Below are 21,131 nucleotides of genomic sequence, written 5' to 3'. Positions count from 1 at the left end.
CGCATCGATCATCTCTGACCGGACCTCTCCGGCCAGTTGCTCCAGCTCCACCAACGAAAGAGACCGCGTCCCGGATGGGTCCGAAAACCGGTCGAGCAGGGGCGTTTCAGGCGATGAACTCACGGTATTAACTCCAATGGAAACGAGGCACAAGGGCACATGGAGAGGGGAAGATCAGCTCTTCCGCTCGACGACGAAACGGGCAACATCACGCATCAGGTCGGCCTTTTCGTCGAATACATCCAAGTGACGCACAGCCTGTTCTGCCAGGATATGGGCTTGCTCCCTGGCCCGATCCAATCCCAACAGGGAAACAAAAGTGGATTTTCCAGCGGCTTCATCCTTGCCCGCCGTCTTGCCGAGGGTGGCGCTATCCCCCTCCACATCCAGCAAGTCATCGGCAATCTGGAAGGCTAGGCCCAGGTCATGGGCATAATTGGACAGAGCATGGCGCAGGGACTTGGGCGCCTTGCCCAGAACGGCTCCGGCAATGCAGGAGAAGCTGATCAGTCGTCCGGTCTTCATCTGGTGCATGCGGGTGATGGCCGCAACGTCCACGACATCTTCCATCAAGCCCCGTTCGGCCATCAAGTCAACCATCTGACCGCCAACCATGCCCCGGGCGCCGGAAGCTGTGGCCAGCTCCATGACCAAATCACATCGCACGGCCGGATCAGCATGGGTGCCGGTCAGGGCCAAAACTTCGAAGGCCTTGGTCAACAGGGCATCGCCGGCCAGAATTGCCGTTGCCTCGTCATATTTCCTATGGGTGGTCGGGCGGCCCCGGCGCAGATCATCGTCGTCCATGGCCGGCAAATCATCGTGGACCAGGGAATAGCAATGAACCATCTCGATGGCAGCGGCCACATTCAGCGCGCAGGACCGGCCCACGGAAAATAACCGGGAGGATTGCAAAACCAGAAAAGGCCGCAAGCGTTTGCCTCCCTCCAGGCTGGCATAACGCATGGCCTCGACCACCCGCCCTTCCGGGTCCTGGGTCGTAGCCATCAGGCGCGACAGGTGTTCGTTCACGGCCTCCGCCTCGGCGGCCATGACCTCCTTAAGATCACTCACGGTTGCTTTTCCCCCGCAATCAGTCTGTACCATTATACCCAATCCGGCTCCCCACAGGAGTCGCTTAGACCCCGTCGAGGGGACTGGTGGACGGCGTCCCATCGGGTGCGACGGAAATTCGCTCGACCGTCATGCGGGCGTCCCGCAGCTTCACATCGCAATGGCGCTTCAAAGCCACCCCCCGCTCATAGGCACCGACAGCCCGGTCCAACTCGACGGTGCCCTGTTCCAATTCGCGCACGATGGATTCCAGCTCCCCCATCGCCTGCTCGAAGCTTAGGGCTGCGATATCCTTGGGGATACGGGTCGCTCCCTTGGCGCTTTCACTCATACCATTCATCCGATTTCATATCAGGCACTCTGCCCGACCCTCTCATACCGTCCCTGGTCAACCCGGTACGATATGTATCTGCCCCGGATCCACAGAACGCGGGCAAACTATTCAAGGCACAGGTCCGAGGCACAGGCTTCGCCCCCAACGACGGGGGCCAAGACCAAAGGCGCCGGATTGTAGCGACCTGACGACGCCTCCGCAACATGGACGGCGCCAATCCGTCCGTTCCGTTACCAATGCTCCATCCCTAATGCTCCATCAAAGTCCGGACGTGGGCGGCAACACAGGACGCGAGTGCGGTGATATCATACCCCCCTTCCAGGACAGAAACGACCCGGTTGTCGCAGATTTCCCCGGCGAGATCCATGACCTGTTGGGTGGCCCAGGTGAAGTCCCCCACTTTCAGGTTCAAGTTGGCCAAAGGATCCATCACATGGGCATCGAAACCGGCGCTGATAATAATGAGGTCTGGGGCAAAAGCGCGCAGGGCGGGCATGATCTGCTCAGAGAAGGCCTCACGGAACACATCTCCTTGGCTGCCAGACGGTAGGGGACAGTTCACAACGTTCCCATGCGCCCCGGTCTCCGAGACGAAACCCGTGTTCGGAAAGCTACCCGCTTCATGGGTGGACGCATAGAACATTCCTGGGTCGTCCCAGAAGATATGCTGGGTCCCATTACCGTGGTGGACATCCCAATCGACCACGGCCACCCGCTCCCCTCCCCATTGAGCGCGGGCATGGAAGGCACCAATCGCCGCATTATTGAACAGACAGAAACCCATGGCCGTATTCAGCTCGGCATGGTGTCCGGGGGGGCGCACCGCAACGAAGGCGTTACGGACCCTTTTTCCCATGACCTCATCCACAGCCTGAATCATCCCCCCCGCAGCGCGCAGGGCCGCCTCGCCCGAATCCGGCGAAAGGATCGTGTCACTGTCAACGTGGTGGAGCCCTTCCCTGGGGACATGATCAAGAATCGAATCGATATGGGACATGGGGTGGACCCGCAGAAGTTGCTCGCGCGTCACATGGGGAGCATCCTCCCGATGCACCATCATGAACTCTTCGGCTTCCAAAACCCGCTGCACGGCGCGCAACCGATCCGGGCCTTCCGGATGGAAGCTCCCGGTGTCGTGATCGATACATGCGTGATGACTCACCAGCAGTGTTGTCATGTTTCCTCCAGGACGGCTTTTTTGAAATTTTTGCTCCTCGACCCATTCTTTATTTCAGGCGCGGCGCATACAGGCAACAGGCTTTTCCCTCCTCCATTCGGAGAAGAAATTCGAAAAACGATCCCGCTAGCCGGTCTCCCATCCGCCACCGAGACCGTGAAGCCACCATCAGGAGGTGCAAGCTTAAGCAGGCACAACAGATTCCGCCAGAAACAACATAAGGCTGTAATTCATGAGAACAAACAAACAAGAGGAGACGCTATGCACCAAGTGGCCCAACTTTGTTATTAAGAACTGTTCGCGCCTCTTGTTCTCCAGCGAAAAATTGCCCTACATTAGGAAAACACATTCCAAGGTGACTGATATGACTCTCGATTTGGACCGCTTTCAGGAGAATGCCCGACGTGGAAGCGCCTTGCTGAAGGCCATGAGCAATGAACACAGGCTTCTGATCCTCTGCCAATTGTTACGGGGCGAGAAGAACGTCGGTGAATTGGAGCGGATTATCGGTCTCTCCCAGTCCGCCCTGTCCCAGCACTTGGCACGTTTACGCAAAGACGACCTTGTCCAGACCCGGCGCGAGGCCCAGACGATCTTCTATTCCCTAAAAGGACCAGAAGCGATTTCCGTTCTGGAAACCTTGCATCGCTTGTATTGCGGAGACGAAAAGAGTCCGCCCCTCGTTCTGGTCGGCACTGCTGATGAAAGAGCCGCCTAGAGTGCTTCCTGTGCATGGGGGCCTGTGCATGGGGAAGCGGGGTTGGTGAAGGGGGGTTGGTGAAGGGGGATATCCCGGTCAAACCCGGTGGAAGCGAGCAACACCGTCGACCTCTTCGCGACGGAGCGCCCCCCTGTTCTCCAACCAATGGATATGGGCCAAGGCCTCACCCAGGGCAAAAAACATCTGATAGGCATCCAGATCCCGCTTGAACATGACCGGCACGATTTGTGCCGCGGTCATGGGCGCTTGTCCGCAGGCCTCCAGGGCTTCGTCAAGTCGGGCCTCGTGGTGGGTGGCCAGTTCCTCGACCCGTTGATGAAGACCCCGGAAGGGGAGTTTATGACTGGGCAAGACCAGGGTTTCGGCATCCATGGGCAGGAATTTCCCCAGACTCTCCAGATAGGCCGCCAAGGGATCCCCAAAAGGTTCGCTGGGCCAAATGCTGATGTTCGGCGTGATCTTGGGGAGCACCTGATCGCCGCTGATCAAAAGGCGGTCCTCTGGACACCACAGGGATACATGCTCGGGCGCATGGCCAAGGCCCACAACGACCCGCCAAATCCGCCCACCAATGGGAACAGAAGCCCCATCAACCAGGCGCTGGAAGGTGGGTGGCGGCATTTCCACCTTTTGGGCATAGCCGTTGCCCCGACCACGCACAACCGCCAGCCCCGCAGCGTCCAAGCCAGCACGTCGGTAAAAAGGTTCGGCCATGGCGGTAAAGTCGTCGTCGCTGGTATTGGCCAGCATGCGGCCGAATCCCCATTCCCCCAAGGAGGCCCAAAGCATCGCTTCGGTTTTTTCCGTCAGGGTTTGGGTCAACCCCATGTGATCCGGATGGAAATGGGTACAGAGCACCCGCGTCACCGGCCTCCCCGCCAACGGCCCCGATAGCAGTTTTTCCCAATACCCCCTGGTGCGATCGTCGCCGATCCCCGTATCCACCAAGGTCCAACCACCCCCATCCTCCAATGCCCAAAGATTGATGTGATCCAAGGCGAAGGGAAGGGGCATACGGATCCACAGAACCCCCGGGGCGACTTCCCGCGTCTCTCCGGCTTCCGGGCTTTCCGCAAAAGGGAAATCCAGTTCTGTGTTCATCGGGTCGGGTCCTCGTTTCTTTGAAACATACTGATCTCTTCGAAAAACAGAGCGCGCGATAGAAAACGGAAGGGGGGACGGACCCTTCTCCTACCTTCCATACTGTACCGTAGGGTAAAAACCATTTCCATCCCAGACCTCTGGGACTCGCATTGAAGGACCGGCCAACCAGTGTTAAATTGTTACAACAGAGCATGTTGCGTGAAATGTGATTCACGCAACATGCTCTAAACCTTTGACATTGAAGCAAATCGTCACGCCTACGGCGTGCGTTCCGCCCGTCGCAATCTGTTCCAGATTGCTCGGGATTTGCTCTAGGTTGCCACCTTGATCCTCCCCTTGGCGATCGCGATTCTTCTGGTGGAGCCAGCACCTTGGGCACCCTATGGTTTAGGCATCCTATGATGGTCCAGTTCAAATGCAGCCCTCCGTCCGATAGGGAGCGGGACGCGTCCTTCCCCTCGATCCGACAGGGTTCATCAATCCGCGAATGGGTCTTGGGCGTCCGCGAAAGCCTGCCAACGGCCATCCTGATTTTGGCCCTGGACGGCCTGTCCCGGATGAACGTCACCATCCCAAATCCCCAATTGTTCCTGGCCCTGGCCATCTGTATCGCCGCCTTCCGGGGGGGATGGGGGGGTGGAATGGCGGCGGCGGCCCTCGGTGTCGGCAACGCTCTTTACTTCTTTTCCCTGCCCGGTGAGCTGTTTTCCTATTCCACCACAGGACTGTCCAAAGTGGCCGTAAACGCCGTGACCCTGCCCGGCATCGCGGCCTTAACGGCAACCCTGTCCCACCGGGTTGCAACGGGGGAACACAAGCACGCCCTGTCCTTTTTCAGGGACGCGGAAGCCCCCATCGTCCTTATGCGGCTGGATGGCACGATCCTCAGTTGGAACCGCGGCATGACCCGGCTAACGGGCATTTCCGTCGAAGAAGCCAAGGAGCGTCCCATTGATCACTTGGTCCAGACGGAAGACCGCGCCCCCTTACGCGAAGCCCTGGACGCCATTGTCGAGGGCAAAACCACAGTCTCCCTCGTTTTGCGGTTTCCGCTTCTTGGCACCTCGTTGAACCTGCCCGCCCGCCTGTCCTGCTCCCTCCATCCCAACCGGACGGAGACCGGGCGCCCCTCCGGTATCATCATGGTGGGGCAAGCCCTTTCGGCCATTCCGGCCACCCATCAAACCACTGATCAACCCAAGGAAGACCCATGACACTCCGGCTCGGGATTGATCTTGGCGGAACCAAGATCGAGATCATCGCCCTGGATCGTGACGGCAAGGAACTGGGCCGCAGGCGTCGGCCCACGCCCCGGGGAGACTATGCCGCCTCCATCGAAGCCATGGCCGATCTGGTGGAAAGCATGGAACAGGCCCTGGGGACCCGGGGTACGGTTGGCGTCGGCATACCCGGCATCATCAGTCCGGCAACGGGTTTGGTGAAAAACGCCAACTCCACATGGCTGATCGGCAAACCCTTGGATCGGGATCTGGAGGCCCGCCTGGGTCGGCCCGTTCGACTGGCCAACGATGCCGATTGTTTCGCCCTGTCCGAAGCCATGGACGGCGCCGCGGCCGGAGCCCGGAGCGTCTTTGGCGTCATTCTGGGAACCGGCGTCGGTGGCGGGATCATCGTCAACGGCCACACCCTGCCCAGCCCCAATGCCATCGCCGGAGAATGGGGTCATACCCCCCTGCCCTGGCCCCGGGACGAGGAACGACCCGGTCCGCCATGCTATTGTGGCCTGCATGGCTGCGTGGAAACCTTCTGCTCTGGCCCGGCCATCACCGCCGACCACGAAAAGGTCTCGGGCCAAATTCTGACCGCAGAGGCCATCGCCCAAGCCGCCCAGCAAGGCGACATCGGCGCCCGCGCCACCCTGGACCGCCACGCCGACCGTCTGGCCCGGGCGTTGGCCGTTGTTATCAACATCCTGGATCCGGAGGTTATCGTGCTAGGGGGGGGACTGGGACGTATGCCCCACCTTTACACGCTTCTCCCCCGCCTCTGTGAACCCTGGATCTTCAGTGACCGGGTGGACACTCACATACGCCCGCCGATCCATGGGGATTCCAGTGGGGTCCGTGGCGCCGCTTGGCTCTGGCCATCGGTGGAATGAATTGAGGGGGACGTGAATTGGGAAGGAGTGAATTGGGGAAGAACACCCCGGTTTACACACCCCCGGCCTCCTCATCGCTCCCCGGATTAGCAATCCGGTTCAGGCAAGGCCTTTAACGTCTTCAACTTGGAGTCCAGACTGAAAAAGCCAAAGTTTTGCTCCATCTCCTGCGCCACGCCATTGTCATGATATCGGACCTTCACCTCGTAGCTGGGCACCCCGGTACCCTCTTCCCCGTCATTGCCTTTCTTCGGGGAAAAGAAGGCAATGGTCATCGGCCAAGACGGAGTCTTGAGCAGGGGATCGGCAGAGTCGGGCACCGTATCAGCCCCCAGTTCCTTCCCTATAAAGGCCGTAACGAGCCCCGCCCCTCCTTTGGAAGCACCATCGAAAACGGTCTTGGCCACAAACCGTTGCCCTTCCTGCGCGGCGCGGATAATGGCCAGAGTATGAGCGCTCGGAAACAGGGTTGCCTCGGGTAGGGCCACGGTATTGTCCTCGGGGCGCTTATAGTGAGCCTTGCCGCCCTTCCCATCCATTTGAGCATCGCCCTCCAGGATCTCATCCACTTGACCGTTTCGGGAATTGCGTATGTAGAAGGAATAATCTTCCCCATTCTTGCCCTCATAGGCGACGAATTCCCATTCGGTCTCCATGCGCCCGCCTTCGGCATAAAACAAATTCAGGACCGTGCGTGATTCCATCGTCCACCCCGCACAGGTGTTTTCGAGCTTGTAGTTCATCAAGCCGTTGGCACCAACCACGCCACCGGCTTGCGCCCGGGAAAGCGACAGGTCATAGACCGCCTCGTGGGGCGCCAGCGTGGGACCGGCGGCCAGGGCGGACGTCTCCGGAACGAACAGTCCGACAGCCAAGGCCCCGACAGCGGCTCCGACAGCCCACCCTGCCCTCCGAGAACCGAAAGGCCGAACTTCGGACTCGCTACCACGCCATACATTACCCATCATTCGCTCCATTTTTTGGATCCAATATTTCAAATTGGATCCAATTCACCTTTATCGATCCGCTCATTCCATGATATGGCGATGGAATGATCAAAGGTACAAGAGGCCTTTGAGCGGTAGGATCATACGAGACATGGAAAAAGAGGCCTTTCGATGACGCAACGGCAGATGGATGTGGTCATTATCGGTGGAGGTGTCATCGGCGCCTCTATCGCGCATTTTCTTGCGGCGGATCCGGATTGGTCCGGGTCCGTGGCTGTGGTGGAGCGGGACCCCACTTTCCAGGACGGCTCCACGGCCCGATCTGCGGCCTCTATCCGCCAGCAATTCTCCACGCCGGAAAACGTGCGCATCTCCCTTTATGGCATCGATTTCCTCCGCAATCTTTCCGATCATTTAAGCGTCGATGGCGAACCGCCGCCCGACATTTCCTTGCACGAGGGGGGCTACTTGCTGCTCGCAGCGACGCCCGAGGGTGAGACCGTTCTGCGGGACAACCACGCCATTCAGCAGGCCGAAGGGGCAGATATCGCGCTTGTAACGCCCGATGAGATCGCCGCGCGCTTCCCTTGGATGCGCGTCGATGATCTGCGCTTGGGCGCCCTTGGGCTCAGTGGCGAAGGCTGGTTTGACGCCTTTTCACTGCTCCAGGGGTTCCGACGCAAAGCCAAGTCCAACGGGGTCGAGCATATCCATGGCGAAGTGGTGGGGCTGACCCGGGAAGGCGAACGCATCACCGGCGTGACCCTGGCCTCAGGCGAGACGATTTCCTGCGGGCTGGTGGTCAACGCTGCGGGTCCCCGCTCCCATCTGGTGGCAGCCATGGCCGGAGTGGACCTGCCCGTACGCCCGCGCAAGCGCCACGTCTTTGTCTTCACTTGCCCCGAGTCCACAGCGAACTCCCCCCTGGTGACCGATCCCAGCGGCTTGTATTTTCGACCGGAGGGAGACCGCTTCATCTGCGGCATTTCGCCGAAAGACGGTGAGTCGGATCCGGACTGCTTGGACCTTCTGGAAGATCATTCCCTGTTTGAGGAGGTCCACTGGCCGATCCTCGCCGAGCGGGTCCCCGCTTTCGAGTCCATCCGCTTTGCCGGGGCTTGGGCGGGGCATTACTCCATGAACACGGTGGATGCCAACGCCATCCTCGGCCCCCATCCGGAACGACCGAATATGATCCTTGCCAATGGCTTTTCCGGTCATGGCCTGCAACAATCCCCCGCCGTCGGCCGGGGTATTGCCGAACTGATCATTCATGGGACATACAAAACCCTCGACCTCTCCCGCTTCGCCTTTGGACGGGAGCCGGTGATCGAGAAGAACGTGATTTGATCCAAGAGGCGCGACAACCGAACCCACGGCATGAACCGCCTCTGAGACCAATGGCGGGTGGCTTCTGATTGAGGATTAAACAACCCAATCATGGCCCACATGCCATTGGGGCCGTCACCCCATCAAACCTCAAACACTTATTGATAAAAGAAAAATGGGGGTTTGGGGGCATTTGCCCCCAAATGGGCTTGGGCAATCGCCCAAAAAGGACGAGACGCTGTCACACACCCTGCGACTGAATACCCCCCTGCCCTACCACGCACCGGAAGAAATGGGATCCCCGTCCCATTTCCCATCTTGTCTAGACAGGCGGGCGGGGGCACTCTGCATGGCCTTTTTTATCCTCCCCATTCCTTGCGTGGAAGTGCTCTGATGTCCTCCAATACCCTGCGCGACGCGGATCTGACCTATACTCTTCACCCCTATACCAACCTCGTGGCCCACGAGTCCAAAGGCCCCCTGATCGCCGTACGTGGCGAAGGTGTCCGCATCTACGACGACGCGGGCAAGGACTATATCGAGGGTATGGCCGGACTGTGGTGTGCCTCCCTGGGCTTTTCAGAGCCCCGTCTGGCCGAGGCTGCGGCCCGCCAGATGGCCGAATTACCCTTCTTCCATATGTTCACGCACAAGTCCCATGCGCCGGGCATCCAGCTGTCCGAAGCCCTGGTGACCCGGGCGCCGGTGCCCATGGCCCGGGCCTTCTTCTGCAATTCCGGATCAGAGGCCAATGACACGGCCATCAAGATGATCTGGTACATGAACAACGCCCTGGGTCGGCCAGAGAAGAAAAAGCTGATCGCCCGAAAGCGGGGCTACCACGGCGTCACCGTGGCTGCGGCGAGCCTCACCGGCCTGCCCGCCAACCACCGGGACTTCGACCTGCCCATCGCCAATATCCTGCATACCTCAGACCCCCACTACTACCGCCAGGGGAAGCCCGGCGAAAGCGAGGAAGAGTTTTCCAAACGGTGCGCCGATGAACTGGAAGCCCTGATCCTGGAAGAAGGCCCCGAGACCGTGGCCGCGTTCTTCGCCGAGCCGGTGATGGGAGCAGGAGGTGTCATCGTGCCGCCGAAGGGCTATTTCGACCATATCCAGGCCGTCCTGAAGAAGTACGACGTGCTATTGGTCGCCGACGAAGTCATCTGCGGATTCGGCCGCACCGGCACCTATTGGGGCAGCCAGCAATTCGGCATGAAGCCCGATATCCTGACCTGCGCCAAGGCCCTGTCCTCGGCCTATCTGCCCATCTCCGCAGTGCTGGTGAGCGAACCGGTCTACGCGGCAATCCGCGAGAATTCCGCCAAAATCGGCACCTTCGGACATGGCTACACCTATTCGGCCCATCCCGTCGCCGCCGCTGTGGCCTTGGAAACCCTGGCCATCTACGACGAGCGAAACATCCTCGACCAAGTGGCTCTCTCCGGTGCCCGCCTGCAAGAGCGCCTGCGCGCACTGGCAAGCCATCCGCTCGTCGGCGATGCCCGGGGCGTGGGCTTGATCGGTGCCCTCGAACTCGTCGCGGACAAAGAGACCAAGGCAAACTTCGACCCGGCCCTCGGCGTCGGCGCCAAGGTCGCCGACCAAGCTCAGGAAAACGGTGTGATCACCCGGGCCATGGCCGGTGACATCCTGGCCTTCAGCCCGCCACTGATCATCACCCCCACAGAAGTGGACGAGATGATGAACAAGGTCACCGCCGCCCTGGATACGGTGGCCGCCGACCTGTAGGAGGAGCCCCCTCAGGGTTCCGCCAAAAGACGGGCAGCAGCCGCAGCATCGGCCAAATAGCCCAGCGACACCTCCGGGCTGTCCTGCAGCCGGGAAAGCTGCAAGGCCCCCATCATCAGCGAGAGAATCGCCCGAGCCCGGGCGGTTCTCTTCCCTTCCGTCCAGCCCTCTGGGAGGTGATCGGCAATCACCCCCTCCAATGCCTCCGCCTTTTCCGCCAGAACACCCCTGGTGTCACCGGCATGGCGGGCCACTTCTGCGGCAAGGCTGGCAAGCGCGCATCCGGCATCCGGGTGATCCCTATGCGTGGGGGAGAGATAGGACCGGATAATCGCCTCCACCCCTCTCCCTCCAGCCCTTTCCTTTAGCTCGGCGCGGGTCTGATCCAGGGCCCAGGACAGACTCTCCCGAACCAGATCCTCCTTCGATGCGAAGTGGGCATAGAAACCGCCGTGGGTTAGCCCTGCGTCGGCCATCAACCGCGCCAAGCCCGTTCCAGCGATTCCCTCCCGACGAAAGCGTGCCCCCGCCGCTGCGACGATCCGTTCACGCGTCGCCTCCTTATGGGCGTCATCGTAGCGCATTCCCCTTCCTTTCCCGGCTCAAGACCCATGGAATGTTACCTATCATATTTACCATTGAACGATCACCATGATCTCTTTATATGATGGTTATCATTCAATGGCAAAATCCCCCAACCCCACGCCCAGTTCGAGGGGGCGAAAGGAAGACAGCATGACCGAAACCGATCCCGTGGTTATCACCGCCGCCACCCGCACTCCCTTGGGCCGCTTTCGGGGCGCCCTCGCGTCTCTCCCCGCATGGGAGTTGGGCGCCCGGACCCTCGCTGCGGCCCTGGATCGGTCGGGTCTGTCCGGCGACGCCGTGGACGAAGTGGTGATGGGCTGTGTCCTCCCCGCTGGCCAAGGTCAAGCTCCCGCTCGTCAAGCCACCCGGGGCGCCGGCTTGCCCGACGGCGTTGGTGCCACGACGGTGAACAAGGTCTGCGGATCGGGCATGAAGGCAACCATGCTCGCCCACGACCTGATTCTGGCGGGCTCAGCGCAGGTGGTCCTGGCCGGAGGGATGGAGTCCATGACAAACGCCCCCTACCTGCTGCCCCTAGCCCGGGACGGATACCGCGCGGGCCATGGTCGGGTGTTCGATCACATGATGTTGGATGGATTGGAAGACGCCTATGAGGGGGGACGTCCCATGGGGGACTTCGGCGAGGCCACGGCCGCAGCCTATCAGTTCGACCGGCAGGCCCAGGACCGCTATGCCATGGCCACCCTGACCCGCGCCCGCGCCGCCGTGGAGAGCGGCGCCTTTGCTTCGGAAATCACGCCCCTATCGGTGCCCGCCAAGGGAGGCCCGATCGTCGTCGACCGGGACGAAATCCCCATGGGCGTGTCTCCGGACAGGATACCGGGTCTCAAGCCTGCCTTTCGCGCCGATGGGACGATCACCGCAGCGAGTTCCTCGGCCAATGCCGATGGAGCCGCAGCCCTGGTGCTGACCCGCCGGTCCACCGCTCAGGCCGAAGGCTTGCCCATTTTGGCGGAAATACGGGGCCACGCCACGCACTCCCAAGATCCCGCCTGGTTCACCACCGCACCCATCCCGGCCATGCGCAAACTCTTGAAAAAGGTGAACTGGTCCGTCGACGACGTGGATTTGTTCGAAGTTAACGAGGCCTTCGCTGTGGTCGCCATGGCCGCAGCTCGGGACCTTTGCATTCCCGAGGATCGCCTGAACGTGAACGGAGGCGCCTGCGCCCTGGGCCACCCCATCGGCGCCACGGGCGCCCGTCTCCTTGTCACCCTCCTCCACGCCCTGATCGCCCGAGGCGCCCAACGGGGCGTGGCCAGCCTCTGCATCGGCGGTGGAGAGGCAACGGCCATCGCCATTGAACGTCCGCTCTAACCATATGCTTGAGACCACTTTTGTGAAATCAGGCACGGTATACTCTGTATCCTTGAAAATCCGAAACCCTGCTTCGCAGTTTCTGGGCTCTGCCCAGACCCGCAAAGGGTCACGGACCCTTTGATCCCATTGGAAAAAAAACGAATGGGGGTCTGGGGCCTTTCGGCCCCAGTGGGGGACGGGGCGAAGCCCCGTGACGGGACCCCCCCCCCTGTCGTGTACCCTGGCACGCGGGAATCCAGGGTGGGACCAGAAGGCAAAATCCGCGACGCTAGAATGAAACTGGATCAGCTTGACTCTTGCTGATCCAGTTTCACTGTAAAATCACTCCAAGGGCCCGGCCACACGCCCTATGGACCGTTTTCCTCCGCGAACCGGGTCAAAGCTAAGCCAGATCCGCCTTGTATGTGGCCCCCAGCTTGGCGTAGTTCGCGGCGGAGACGGGAAAGAACTCCATATCCGCCTGGCTGAGGTCCCGTTTGTATTTGGCCGGGCTACCCGCCCAGAGGGTCTTGCCGGTCACCGTCTTGCCGGGGGTGACCAGGGCGCCCGCCGCGACCATACCCCATTCCTGAACCGTCGCCCCGTCCATGACCGTTGCCCCCATGCCAACGAAGCTGTTGTCTTCCAAGGTGCAGGCGTGCAGCAGGGCTTGGTGTCCGATGGTGATATCGCTTCCAATGTAGGTCCCGAACTTGCCACCGGTCACATGGACGACTGTGCCATCCTGGATGTTGGTCCGGTCCCCAATGCGGATTTCGTGGACATCGCCCCGGATGACGCAACCGAACCAAACGCTGGTTCCGGATCCGATCTCCACATCGCCAATGACCACCGCACCGGGCGCGATGAAAGCGTCAGCGGCGATTCGCGGCAAGATCCCCTTGAAGGGCAGAATAATGGGACCGGGATGTTGAGCGGCGGACATGACGTCATCTCCCAAAAAGGTGGATTGGACCGGATGAAAGCAAAAGGGCGGCCCCCCGTCCTGGAAGGCCGCCCCCTTGGTTTAGGGGAACAGGGGCTGCTGTTCCAGCCCCAGGGTTTCCGGGAAACCGAGCATGACATTCATATTCTGCACCGCCTGACCGGAGGCCCCCTTGACCAGATTGTCCTCCACGCAGGTGAGGATCACCCGCTCGGGTGCCCGGTCGGCGTGGACGCCGATCAACACGTAGTTGGACCCCCGCACATGGCGGGTATGGGGCACGCTCCCATCAGGCACGACGCGGACGAAGGCCTCCTGGGCATAGGCGGCCTCAAGGCTGGCGCGCAGATCAGCGATCCCTTTGCCCGGATTCGGACGGACATAGATGGTCGACAGAATGCCCCGGTTGGCGGGCACCAGATGGGGGGTGAAGCTGGAAACGACCGGCGCCCCGGCAGCCAGAGACAATCCCTGGTCGATTTCCGGTCCGTGGCGATGGCTGCCAATCCCATAGGCATGGATGCCCTCGGACACCTCGCAGTGCAGCGAGCCCTCCTTGGGGTCCCGCCCGGCACCGGACACGCCGGATTTGGCATCGATGATGATCATTCCCGGGTCGATCACCCCATCCTTCAACAGCGGGACCAGGGGCAATTGGGCGCTGGTGGGATAGCAACCGGGTACGGCCACCAACCGGGCCTTGGCGATGGCCTCCCGATTCACTTCCACCAGCCCATAAACGGCTTCCTTCTGCAGCTCCACCGCCATATGGGCATGGCCGTACCAGCGGGCATACTCCTCGGGATCGGACAGCCGGAAATCGGCAGACAGATCGGCGATCTTCAGCCGCGCCCCTTGGGGGCCGTCCAACAAATCCTTGATGATCTGTTGCGTGGTCCCATGGGGCAGGCCACAGAAGACAAAATCGATACCCGACCAATCCACATCCTCGATGGTGGTCAAGTTCGGCAGGTCGAGGCCACCCAGATGGGGGAAGACGGAGGCAAAGGTTTGCCCCGCCTTCCGGTTCGCGGTGAGGGCCTTGAGCGCGACACGAGGATGGCGGGACAGCAGGCGCACCAGCTCCGCCCCCGTATATCCGCTCGCGCCCAGAATGGCGACGTTGACCAAATCGCTCATGGCTCCTCTCCCAAGGAAGGTGGTTTAAAAACAAGGCCGCTTCCGAGTGTCGAAGCGGAGAGTCTGGTTACACGCCCCCCCGGTTCGATGCAATTTTTTTCGGGTGTAAATGCTGCCCGCTTCCACAGTCACCGAAAAGCGCCGGAACAAAAAGACCTTGCCTTGCCAAGCCTTCGGATGAAATCGACAGGCTCCTATGATGTAAAGGCACGATCTCGGCCCCCGACAGCTGTCCCTTTCCCGGAAGGGCCAGGGTCCATCAGGCCGTGTTCCAAAGGCTCCTCATCGAAAGCTCCCAAGGGTTCCTCCACGTCATCCATGCCGTCGAACAAACCGGGACCGTCCCCCTCCTCAACCGGATGAAGGTCGCCTGGGTCGTCGAAATAAGCCAGATAGGGATCATCCAGATCCCCCATCCGCTTCATACGGATACGGTTCACGATAACCAGGATGCCGGTGACAAGACCGCCCAACGCCAGCAGCCCGCCAATTCCCACTCCGATCCAGGAGAGGATGTCTATCCAGTCGATCCCTTCATCGACAACGCCTGAACCGGAGACACTTCCCATGGGGCGCGCCTTGACCGCTTTATCATCCTTGGCCTCTCCCCCCTCCGCAGTAGCCGTCTCCCCTGCCGCGGAGCCATGGACCTTTTCCGCAGCACGGGCCGCAGCCTCTGACGCATCTTCCGGTAGGGGGCCGATGGTCCGCTTTGAGGATCCAGGTTGAGGTGTGGGAGGGGCGGCTTCGGTTCCCTGGGGAGTGCTTCCCTGGGAAGCCTCTCCCTGGACGGCAGCTCCCTGGGTCGCCGGGACAGGACCTGGACCCGGAGGAGGTGCAGCAGCAGGGGCCCCCTGTGCAGAAGCGGTGGGACTGGCAGCGGTTCGATCGCCAAGAAGCCCCATCTTGCGTGCCATGACACAGACGGGGAATGTCATGTAATAGGGGTGTGCTCCCACGCAGTCCTGGGGTCGGTCAGGCGCAGGTCCACGGGGTGTATTCATATAGGCCGATGCAGCGCCATGGTCGGCCGCAGGAATGTCTTCGACCGATTTCTGAGCCTCGCCCTTGGCGGTCCCTTTGGAGGCAGCCCCTTTAGGCGTTGCTCCCGCCTGAACCGTCGCCTTGCTGCTGGCCGATCCGGCCTGGGCCTTTGCCGCAGGGGACCCGACGCCGGTGGCTTTCGCTCCGCGCCCCGCTTCCAGCACTTTTTCCGCGCCCTTGGGGTCACTGTCGCAGCGGTATACGACCCTCCCGGTTTTCGGATCGATGGTGAGGTCGCCAACGGCATCCCCAATAGCACCCTCTTTGCCAATACAATCACCGATCGCATTTTCCAGCAGGTTCTCTGGCAGGGGCTGGGCGTCCGCCCCCATTGGGCAGAGGCAAAGCATCACCGTCAGGACAAGCAGTCCCGGGATGGACTTGAGTGGAACATCGCGTATCGTCAGCAAAAGGCACATTGGTTAACGAGGTCCCCAAAACTCCGGCTTGGCAACCGGATCGACAGTCAAGAATAGGGCCCCCGGGATCCCAAGGAAACCCCTCCTCATTCTCGACAGAAAGATCAAGGTTTACCCCGGCCCGGACCTTTCCCGCAAAAGCGCCCCTCAGTCACAGAGCGGCGCTTTACCAGGGCACCCGGGAAGAGCAAGATAACGGCGATCTTCGCCCCAAGGAGGACAACCCCGATGTTTTTCCCCTTTTTCACCTCGACGTTCCCCCCGTTCCAGCCCGCCACGACCGGCGGGAGTGCATTGGATTCGCCTTTTTCCGCCTTCGAAGCCTGGACCGGCGCCCTGATGGCCCCCTGGACAGTCTGGGCTCAGGAATCTCCCTGGGTTCTGTCGTCGGCCCTTGACCAAGTCAGCTCCAAACAGGCTTTCGGCCCGATGGCCTTCACGCCCCTGGGTTTCCTGAACGCCTTCGCACCGGCCATGGAACAGGCCTTTTCCGCAGCCAATCAAGCCGTTGAAGCCCTTGCCCAAGCCATGGCCGACAGCAATGGAGGACCCGTCCTGGTGGATATTTTCGATACGTCAGGTCCCTTCTCGATCCGTGTGGCGGTCGCCATGAAGGGGCCTGGGGAGGGCACCCTGCCCCAAGGGCCCGCGCCAAAGGGTCCCGTAATTGACCATGACAGCGCCACAGCCCCCCTCCCTTCCAAGTAATCCCTGCCAAATCGACTTATTCGACCGACGGAACGGAGGTGATCCTATTGGATCGCCCCCTTCCCCTGCTCACACATGAACCACGGGTGATGTCTCAGGAAACGGTCCCAACATGAGTACGGCGTTCCCCATACGCCAGGGGAACGCCGTTTTCATCTATGCTTTTCTGCAAGTCTCAGTGGGTCGTGAACGAACGATCCAGTTGACCGGACCCGACACAACTCACTGAAACAAAGCAAAAATGCTCTAGCAGGAGTAGTACATCTTGTATTCGATCGGGTGGGGAGCATGCTCGAAGTTGTACACTTCGTCCCACTTCAGCGCCATGTAGGCGGAGATCATGTCGTCGGTGAACACGCCACCCTTGGTCAGGAAGCCACGGTCGGCGTCCAGGCTTTCCAGAGCTTCCCGCAGAGAGCCCGCGACGGTCGGAACGGTGGCCAGCTCCTCGGGGGGCAGGTCATACAGGTTCTTGTCCATCGGATCGCCGGGGTGGATCTTGTTCTCGATGCCGTCCAGGCCAGCCATCAGCATGGCCGCAAAGGCCAGGTAGGGGTTGGCGGTCGGATCCGGGAAACGCACCTCAACGCGCTTGCCCTTGGGGCTGGCGACGTAGGGAATACGGCAGGAGGCGGAGCGGTTACGGGCCGAATAGGCCAGCAGCACCGGAGCCTCAAATCCCGGAATCAGACGCTTGTAGGAGTTGGTGGACGGGTTCGTGAAGGCGTTCAGAGCCTTGGCGTGCTTGATGATACCGCCAATGTAGTAGAGCGCCGTGTCAGACAGGTCGGCATAACCGGACCCGGCGAACAGGGGCTTGCCGTCTTTCCAGATGGACTGGTGGACGTGCATGCCCGATCCGTTATCACCGGCCAAGGGCTTCGGCATGAACGTCGCGGTCTTGCCGTAGGCATGGGCCACCATGTGGACGACGTACTTGTACTTCTGCATGTCGTCGGCAGCTTCGATGAGGGTGTTGAATCGAACACCCAGCTCATGCTGCGACGGCGCGACCTCGTGGTGGTGCTTTTCCACCGGCATGCCCATTTCGGCCATGGTGGTCAGCATCTCGGCGCGCAGGTCGGTGGCGCTGTCCACGGGCGGAACCGGGAAGTAGCCGCCCTTGACGGCAGGGCGGTGGCCATAGTTGCCCTCGTCGAACATCTTGCCCGAAACATAGGGCCCCTCCTCCGAATCGAATTCGTAGGAGACCTTATTCATGGTCACTTCGAAGCGCACGTCGTCGAAGACGAAGAACTCGGCTTCGGGACCGAAGTAGGCGGTGTCGCCGATACCGACAGAGGCCATGTGGGACAGGGCGCGCTTGGCCACAGACCGGGGGCAGCGCTCATAAAGCTGGCCAGTGGCGGGCTCGACCACGTCACAGAACAGGATCAGCTGCGGCTGGGCAGCAAACGGATCCATGACCGCAGATGCCAAGTCCGGCTTCAGGATCATGTCGGATTCGTTGATGTCTTTCCAACCCGCAATGGAGGACCCGTCGAACATGATTCCCTCGGTCAGGGACTCCTCGTCGATAGTGGTCACGTATTGGGCGGTGTGCTGCCACTTGCCCTTCGGGTCGGTGAAGCGGAAATCGACGAATTTGACGTCGTTTTCCTTAATCATTTCCATGATGGTCTTAACGTCGGACATGACCTTGGTTTCCCAATTGGTTGAATAAGCCTGTCGGAGACCGGCGCTAGGATCGGGACGACCCCGCACCGGGAATGAACCGGCCCGTTTGACCGGTCCGGTGCCACCTTCGCCAGCCCACGGATGCCCCCCTGAAGAACGGTCATGCCGTGAAGCGTGGGTCGGCCGGTGGCCGTGCCTGCCGGGGATCGAAAAGACCCCCTGGTGGTTCGACTCAATCGCTTCGATCCACCTTTTTTCTTACCGGATCACCTCGCCGAAACCCGTTCAGTGGATCGGAAAACCGTTGCAGCTTTTCCCGACCCACTCAACCCTCTCGGTTGATCCACGAGCGCGTGACGCTAGAGTGCTCTGAGATCAAGTTGGGACACTTCTTGGCCCAACTTGGCCTCGAAGGCACTCTAAAATCTATATAACGAGAGTGTAACGGGGCCAGCTTGACTCAAGCTGATCCAGTTTCACTCTAGATGGCGTCACCACCCCGCTCACCCGTACGGATGCGAATCGCTTCCTCGATGGAGGACACGAAAATCTTGCCGTCACCAATGCGACCGGTCTGGGCGGCCTGCTGAATGGCTTCAATCGCGCGCTCCACCAGGGCGTCTTCGATCACCAGTTCAATTTTCACCTTGGGTAAAAAATCAACCACATATTCGGCGCCGCGATACAGCTCCGTATGGCCCTTTTGGCGCCCAAAGCCCTTTGCCTCGGTGACAGTGATACCTTGCAACCCGATCTCGTGAAGGGCTTCCTTCACCTCGTCGAGCTTGAAGGGTTTTATGATCGCTTCGATCTTTTTCATGAAATCCGGTCGCTCCGGCTGGTTGGTCGGGACCGCGCCGCTGAAACATGACGCGACCAAGTGCTTATCACGCCGCGTGCCAATTGTTCAACGGCCTCGCAAGCCCTTGGATTTTTGCGCCTTTCCAAAGCGGGGAACAGACCCATTCGCCTCCATACCTCGCCTACCGGACAGGCACAACGCCCAAATTATAGGCATGCATCCCACCCAAGGTCCAGCTACCCTATGGGTCCGCCCCCGACGCAAGGAGACTCGAGATTCCCCCTTGCCCCGTGGCCCACAGGGTGAGGACACCGATACCGAACCTCCGGTGTCGGTATCCTCACCCCCGCCCCTTTACGCAGTCAGTCCGAGAGGCCCGATAAACAGATGAAACCGGCGAACAGCATTTTTTCCGGCTTAGGAACGACAATCTTCACGGTCATGTCCCAATTGGCGCAGGAGCACGGCGCGATCAATCTAGGCCAGGGCTTCCCAGAGGGCCTTGAGCCCGAAGACGTGATCGCCGCTGCCGCCCATGCCCTATCGACCGGCCCCCACCAATACCCCCCGATGATGGGCCTTCCCGAATTGCGTCAGGCCATCGCGGCCCATGATCGGCGCTTTCATGGGCTGGAGGTGGATTGGGCAACGGAGGTCATGGTGACCTCTGGTGCAACCGAGGCCCTGGCCGATTGCCTGTTCGGCCTGATCGAGCCCGGCGACGAGGTCGTCTTGATCGAGCCCCTTTACGACAGCTACCTGCCCATCGTGCGCCGGGCGGGAGGCATTCCCAAACTGGTCCGCCTGGAGCCCCCCCATTGGGATCTGCCCCGGCAGGCCCTGACCGAGGCTTTCTCGGACAAAACGAAGCTGATCATTGTCAATTCCCCCATGAATCCCTGCGCCAAGGTCTTCACCGAGGAGGAGCTGTCGTTCATCGCGGACTTGGTGATCCGTCATGACGCCTATGTGGTCAGCGACGAGGTTTATGAGCACCTTGTCTACGATGGTCATCCCCATGTCTCCATGATGGGTCTTCCCGGCATGCGCGACCGGGTGGCGCGGATTGGATCTGCGGGCAAGACCTTCTCCATCACCAACTGGAAGGTGGGCTACATCGTCGCTGCGCCCGCCCTGCTTGGCCCTATCTCCAAGACGCACCAATTCATCACCTTCACCACCCCTACCCCCCTCCAGGCCGCTGTGGCCGCCGGGTTGGCCAAGGAAGACGCCTATTTCAGCGGCCTCGCCAGGGACATGGCCGCCCGCCGGAATCGCCTCGCTGCGGGCCTTAAGGGGGTGGGATTCGATGTGATGACCTGCGCGGGCACCTACTTCCTGACGACGGACTTCCGCCCCCTGGGTTTCACCGGGAACGACGAGGCCTTTTGTCGCCATATCACCATCGAAGCCGGTGTCACAGCGGTGCCGGTCAGCGCCTTCTATCAGGGCACTGGCCCAAACCATTTCGCCCGCTTCTGCTTCGCCAAAATGGACGATGCCCTGGATGGTGCCGTGGAGCGTCTGGCTGAGCATTTCGGTCAAAAATAATTCCGTCTCATAAGTGCTTGACGGGGGTGAGAACCTGGTCTACAACCTGCGCCTCCGACGATGGCGGGTGTAGCTCAGTTGGTTAGAGCGCGTGGTTGTGGTCCATGAGGCCGACGGTTCAAATCCGTTCACTCGCCCCAAATTTCCTGCCCTTCAAAGGGTTGGTGTCGGAAGAAAAAGGGTCTTCGGTCGAAACCGGAGACCCTTTTTTGATACTTTCCCACCGGTCTCTCGCGGATCAAATTACTTGCCCTGAATCGGGGTCGATTTAAGGCGGTTTGATCCAACGTAATTGCTCACGGGGTTGGCGGCAGGCGCCTCAAGCGAGTGCGAAACTGCCCTGGATGAGATCGCGGATAGCGTCCAGCGGCGCTTGCCCCTTGAGCCTGGCGGTTCCGGTGACGGATCTGTATCC

General features: G+C 60.6%; 19 protein-coding genes and 1 tRNA gene. 9 read left to right on the top strand and 11 right to left on the bottom strand.

The window, feature by feature from the left end; all coding sequences use genetic code 11:
* Positions 1-174: 174 nt before the first annotated feature.
* The 3 genes from ACLIRY_RS25655 to ACLIRY_RS25645 form a co-directional block, all read right to left on the bottom strand.
* Positions 175-1,053, bottom strand: coding sequence for a polyprenyl synthetase family protein (locus ACLIRY_RS25655; RefSeq protein ID WP_413208273.1), 879 nt, complete (start codon positions 1,051-1,053; stop codon positions 175-177).
* Between the two features lie 85 nt (positions 1,054-1,138).
* Positions 1,139-1,405, bottom strand: a complete 267-nt coding sequence (locus ACLIRY_RS25650) for an exodeoxyribonuclease VII small subunit (protein WP_413208272.1) — start codon at positions 1,403-1,405, stop codon at positions 1,139-1,141.
* 250 nt (positions 1,406-1,655) lie between these two features.
* Positions 1,656-2,585, bottom strand: coding sequence for a histone deacetylase family protein (locus tag ACLIRY_RS25645; protein ID WP_413208271.1), 930 nt, complete (start codon positions 2,583-2,585; stop codon positions 1,656-1,658).
* A 364-nt stretch (positions 2,586-2,949) separates the two neighbouring features.
* Here ACLIRY_RS25645 and ACLIRY_RS25640 point away from each other — a divergent pair, with 364 nt between their 5' ends.
* On the top strand, positions 2,950-3,303 hold the full coding sequence (locus ACLIRY_RS25640) for an ArsR/SmtB family transcription factor (RefSeq protein ID WP_413208270.1): 354 nt from the start codon (positions 2,950-2,952) through the stop codon (positions 3,301-3,303).
* A gap of 78 nt (positions 3,304-3,381) precedes the next feature.
* On the opposite strand, the gene ACLIRY_RS25635 is transcribed toward ACLIRY_RS25640, so the two are convergent.
* The gene (locus ACLIRY_RS25635; protein WP_413208269.1) at positions 3,382-4,407 is read right to left on the bottom strand and encodes an MBL fold metallo-hydrolase; all 1,026 of its coding nucleotides are present in this window, start codon (positions 4,405-4,407) and stop codon (positions 3,382-3,384) included.
* A gap of 401 nt (positions 4,408-4,808) precedes the next feature.
* Between ACLIRY_RS25635 and ACLIRY_RS25630 the strand changes: the two genes are divergently transcribed.
* Both ACLIRY_RS25630 and ACLIRY_RS25625 read left to right on the top strand, forming a co-directional pair.
* Positions 4,809-5,624, top strand: coding sequence for a PAS domain S-box protein (locus ACLIRY_RS25630; protein WP_413208268.1), 816 nt, complete (start codon positions 4,809-4,811; stop codon positions 5,622-5,624).
* Positions 5,621-6,529 (top strand): ROK family protein, encoded by a 909-nt coding sequence (locus ACLIRY_RS25625; RefSeq protein WP_413208267.1) that lies wholly within the window; start codon positions 5,621-5,623, stop codon positions 6,527-6,529. The genes ACLIRY_RS25630 and ACLIRY_RS25625 overlap by 4 nt, the downstream gene beginning before the upstream one ends.
* Positions 6,530-6,615: 86 nt before the next feature.
* Here the strand turns inward: ACLIRY_RS25625 and ACLIRY_RS25620 are convergent, their stop codons facing one another.
* The gene (locus ACLIRY_RS25620) at positions 6,616-7,497 is read right to left on the bottom strand and encodes a cell envelope integrity EipB family protein (RefSeq protein ID WP_413208266.1); all 882 of its coding nucleotides are present in this window, start codon (positions 7,495-7,497) and stop codon (positions 6,616-6,618) included.
* A 150-nt stretch (positions 7,498-7,647) separates the two neighbouring features.
* Here ACLIRY_RS25620 and ACLIRY_RS25615 point away from each other — a divergent pair, with 150 nt between their 5' ends.
* Positions 7,648-8,826, top strand: a complete 1,179-nt coding sequence (locus ACLIRY_RS25615; protein ID WP_413208265.1) for an NAD(P)/FAD-dependent oxidoreductase — start codon at positions 7,648-7,650, stop codon at positions 8,824-8,826.
* Positions 8,827-9,198: 372 nt separating this feature from the next.
* Positions 9,199-10,560: an aspartate aminotransferase family protein gene (locus ACLIRY_RS25610; RefSeq protein ID WP_413208264.1), complete on the top strand. Its 1,362-nt coding sequence runs from the start codon at positions 9,199-9,201 to the stop codon at positions 10,558-10,560.
* An 11-nt stretch (positions 10,561-10,571) separates the two neighbouring features.
* On the opposite strand, the gene ACLIRY_RS25605 is transcribed toward ACLIRY_RS25610, so the two are convergent.
* On the bottom strand, positions 10,572-11,144 hold the full coding sequence (locus ACLIRY_RS25605; protein ID WP_413208263.1) for a TetR/AcrR family transcriptional regulator: 573 nt from the start codon (positions 11,142-11,144) through the stop codon (positions 10,572-10,574).
* 151 nt (positions 11,145-11,295) lie between these two features.
* On the opposite strand from ACLIRY_RS25605, the gene ACLIRY_RS25600 reads away from it, so the two are divergent.
* Entirely contained in the window at positions 11,296-12,486 is a 1,191-nt protein-coding gene (locus ACLIRY_RS25600) for an acetyl-CoA C-acyltransferase (RefSeq protein WP_413208262.1), read from the top strand.
* A gap of 385 nt (positions 12,487-12,871) precedes the next feature.
* On the opposite strand, the gene ACLIRY_RS25595 is transcribed toward ACLIRY_RS25600, so the two are convergent.
* The 3 genes from ACLIRY_RS25595 to ACLIRY_RS25585 all read right to left on the bottom strand — a co-directional run bounded on the left by ACLIRY_RS25595 (position 12,872) and on the right by ACLIRY_RS25585 (position 16,017).
* A complete protein-coding gene (locus ACLIRY_RS25595) occupies positions 12,872-13,414 on the bottom strand; it encodes a gamma carbonic anhydrase family protein (RefSeq protein WP_413208261.1) in 543 nt (180 codons plus the stop codon).
* Positions 13,415-13,495: 81 nt separating this feature from the next.
* Positions 13,496-14,554 (bottom strand): N-acetyl-gamma-glutamyl-phosphate reductase, encoded by a 1,059-nt coding sequence (gene argC / locus ACLIRY_RS25590; protein ID WP_413208260.1) that lies wholly within the window; start codon positions 14,552-14,554, stop codon positions 13,496-13,498.
* A gap of 194 nt (positions 14,555-14,748) precedes the next feature.
* Positions 14,749-16,017: a hypothetical protein gene (locus ACLIRY_RS25585; protein ID WP_413208259.1), complete on the bottom strand. Its 1,269-nt coding sequence runs from the start codon at positions 16,015-16,017 to the stop codon at positions 14,749-14,751.
* 228 nt (positions 16,018-16,245) lie between these two features.
* On the opposite strand from ACLIRY_RS25585, the gene ACLIRY_RS25580 reads away from it, so the two are divergent.
* A complete protein-coding gene (locus ACLIRY_RS25580) occupies positions 16,246-16,725 on the top strand; it encodes a hypothetical protein (RefSeq protein ID WP_413208258.1) in 480 nt (159 codons plus the stop codon).
* A gap of 246 nt (positions 16,726-16,971) precedes the next feature.
* Here ACLIRY_RS25580 and glnA read toward each other — a convergent pair whose 3' ends face one another.
* Both glnA and ACLIRY_RS25570 read right to left on the bottom strand, forming a co-directional pair.
* Positions 16,972-18,381, bottom strand: a complete 1,410-nt coding sequence (gene glnA / locus ACLIRY_RS25575) for a type I glutamate--ammonia ligase (RefSeq protein WP_413208257.1) — start codon at positions 18,379-18,381, stop codon at positions 16,972-16,974.
* 463 nt (positions 18,382-18,844) lie between these two features.
* On the bottom strand, positions 18,845-19,183 hold the full coding sequence (locus ACLIRY_RS25570; protein ID WP_413208256.1) for a P-II family nitrogen regulator: 339 nt from the start codon (positions 19,181-19,183) through the stop codon (positions 18,845-18,847).
* Positions 19,184-19,552: 369 nt separating this feature from the next.
* Here ACLIRY_RS25570 and ACLIRY_RS25565 point away from each other — a divergent pair, with 369 nt between their 5' ends.
* Both ACLIRY_RS25565 and ACLIRY_RS25560 read left to right on the top strand, forming a co-directional pair.
* Positions 19,553-20,716: an aminotransferase gene (locus tag ACLIRY_RS25565; protein WP_413208255.1), complete on the top strand. Its 1,164-nt coding sequence runs from the start codon at positions 19,553-19,555 to the stop codon at positions 20,714-20,716.
* Between the two features lie 63 nt (positions 20,717-20,779).
* Positions 20,780-20,856, top strand: a tRNA-His gene (locus ACLIRY_RS25560).
* The last annotated feature ends 275 nt before the right edge of the window (positions 20,857-21,131 follow it).

It is taken from the genome of Rhodospirillum sp. A1_3_36, from assembly GCF_047263945.1.
Lineage (GTDB): Bacteria > Pseudomonadota > Alphaproteobacteria > Rhodospirillales > Rhodospirillaceae > Rhodospirillum.
This window is presented reverse-complemented; position numbering and strand designations above follow the sequence as displayed.

Coding starts and splice junctions, on each gene's coding strand:
- ACLIRY_RS25655 (WP_413208273.1), bottom strand. CDS start 1,053: ATGGCCGCCGAGGCGGAGGCCGTGAACGAACACCTGTCGCGCCTGATG.
- ACLIRY_RS25650 (WP_413208272.1), bottom strand. CDS start 1,405: ATGAGTGAAAGCGCCAAGGGAGCGACCCGTATCCCCAAGGATATCGCA.
- ACLIRY_RS25645 (WP_413208271.1), bottom strand. CDS start 2,585: ATGACAACACTGCTGGTGAGTCATCACGCATGTATCGATCACGACACC.
- ACLIRY_RS25640 (WP_413208270.1), top strand. CDS start 2,950: ATGACTCTCGATTTGGACCGCTTTCAGGAGAATGCCCGACGTGGAAGC.
- ACLIRY_RS25635 (WP_413208269.1), bottom strand. CDS start 4,407: ATGAACACAGAACTGGATTTCCCTTTTGCGGAAAGCCCGGAAGCCGGA.
- ACLIRY_RS25630 (WP_413208268.1), top strand. CDS start 4,809: ATGATGGTCCAGTTCAAATGCAGCCCTCCGTCCGATAGGGAGCGGGAC.
- ACLIRY_RS25625 (WP_413208267.1), top strand. CDS start 5,621: ATGACACTCCGGCTCGGGATTGATCTTGGCGGAACCAAGATCGAGATC.
- ACLIRY_RS25620 (WP_413208266.1), bottom strand. CDS start 7,497: ATGATGGGTAATGTATGGCGTGGTAGCGAGTCCGAAGTTCGGCCTTTC.
- ACLIRY_RS25615 (WP_413208265.1), top strand. CDS start 7,648: ATGACGCAACGGCAGATGGATGTGGTCATTATCGGTGGAGGTGTCATC.
- ACLIRY_RS25610 (WP_413208264.1), top strand. CDS start 9,199: ATGTCCTCCAATACCCTGCGCGACGCGGATCTGACCTATACTCTTCAC.
- ACLIRY_RS25605 (WP_413208263.1), bottom strand. CDS start 11,144: ATGCGCTACGATGACGCCCATAAGGAGGCGACGCGTGAACGGATCGTC.
- ACLIRY_RS25600 (WP_413208262.1), top strand. CDS start 11,296: ATGACCGAAACCGATCCCGTGGTTATCACCGCCGCCACCCGCACTCCC.
- ACLIRY_RS25595 (WP_413208261.1), bottom strand. CDS start 13,414: ATGTCCGCCGCTCAACATCCCGGTCCCATTATTCTGCCCTTCAAGGGG.
- argC (WP_413208260.1), bottom strand. CDS start 14,554: ATGAGCGATTTGGTCAACGTCGCCATTCTGGGCGCGAGCGGATATACG.
- ACLIRY_RS25585 (WP_413208259.1), bottom strand. CDS start 16,017: ATGTGCCTTTTGCTGACGATACGCGATGTTCCACTCAAGTCCATCCCG.
- ACLIRY_RS25580 (WP_413208258.1), top strand. CDS start 16,246: ATGTTTTTCCCCTTTTTCACCTCGACGTTCCCCCCGTTCCAGCCCGCC.
- glnA (WP_413208257.1), bottom strand. CDS start 18,381: ATGTCCGACGTTAAGACCATCATGGAAATGATTAAGGAAAACGACGTC.
- ACLIRY_RS25570 (WP_413208256.1), bottom strand. CDS start 19,183: ATGAAAAAGATCGAAGCGATCATAAAACCCTTCAAGCTCGACGAGGTG.
- ACLIRY_RS25565 (WP_413208255.1), top strand. CDS start 19,553: ATGAAACCGGCGAACAGCATTTTTTCCGGCTTAGGAACGACAATCTTC.